The organism is Actibacterium sp. MT2.3-13A, from assembly GCF_018139985.1.
Lineage (GTDB): Bacteria > Pseudomonadota > Alphaproteobacteria > Rhodobacterales > Rhodobacteraceae > JAGSOU01.
Map to the genome: position 1 here is coordinate 1 of NZ_JAGSOU010000047.1, position 1,243 is coordinate 1,243.

Consider the following 1,243-nt stretch of genomic DNA (forward strand, 5'->3'; position numbering starts at 1 on the left):
TGCTGTGACCCCCGACATTGATCCAGCTGATGCCGGGGTCCGCGGTTGAGTTTGGCGCTGTTGCGCCGAGGGGGCAATGGGCGAGCGGCGGAACGTTTCCGGTCCGTGGAGCCGGTCGCCCGTTGCGGTGAGTTGGGCCGCGAAAGCGGCGGGGGTTTGGCAGCCGAGTGCCGAGTGCGGGCGCTCGGCGTTATAGTCGGCGACCCAGTCCGCGACGACGGCGCGGGCATGGTCGAGCCCGTGAAACAGCGTCTCGTTCAATAGCTCGTCCCGCATCTTGGAGTTGAAGGCTTCGCAGATCCCGTTCTGCATCGGCTTGCCTGGCGCGATGAAGTGCCAGGACACGCCGACCTCCTCGGCCCAGGCCAGCACCGCGTTCGAGGTGAACTCGGTCCCGTGATCGCTGACGATGAGGCCCGGCTTGCCGCGCCGCGCGATCACCGCTGAGAGCTCCCGCGCGACCCGCGGTCCCGAGATCGAGGTATCGGCCACCGCAGCCAGGCAGTCCTTGGTCACGTCGTCGATCACGTTGAAGACGCGGAACCGGCGACCCTGCGCGAACTGGTCGTGCACGAAATCCCCCGACCACCGCGCGTTCGGCACGGCAACGGTCAGCAGCGGCGCCCTTGTCCCGGTTGCCTTCTTCCGACCGCGTCGCTTGCGCACCGAAAAGCCTTCCTCGCGATAGAGCCTCCGGGTCTTCTTCCGGTTCATCACCAATCCCTCTCTTCTCAGCAGCACATGCAGCCGCCGATAGCCGAACCTGCGGCGTTCGCCCGCGAGCGTCCGCATCCGCTCGCGCAGCCCGGCATCGTCGGGGCGCCGGCTGCGGTAGCGGACCGAAGTCCGGTCCGCCCCGATCACGGAACACGCCCGCCGCTCGCTCATCTCGTGGACCTCCACGAGGATCGCGACGGCCTCGCGCCTGGCGGCGGGCGTCACCACTTTCGGCTGAGGAGATCCTTCAGCGCGGCCTGGTCGAGCAGGGATTCCGCCAAAAGGCGCTTCAGCCTGGCGTTCTCGTCCTCGAGCGCCTTCAGTCGCTTCGCGTCCGAGACCTCCATGCCGCCGAACCTCGCCTTCCAGGCGTAGAACGTGGAATTGCTGATCCCGTGTCGACGCCAGAGACCGGCGGTCTTCGCCCCCGCCTCGGCCTCCCTCAGGATGTCGATGATCTGCGCTTCGTTGAACTTCGATGGCTTCATGGTCCGATCCTTCTGTCAGGTCGGACTCTAGCATCAAC

Annotated in this window: 1 pseudogene; it reads right to left on the reverse strand. The window is 66.9% G+C overall.

The window, feature by feature from the left end:
• Positions 1–129 precede the first annotated feature (129 nt).
• Positions 130–1,205 (reverse strand): annotated as a pseudogene (locus KCI33_RS17825) (IS3 family transposase); the annotation flags it as partial.
• Positions 1,206–1,243: the final 38 nt, after the last annotated feature.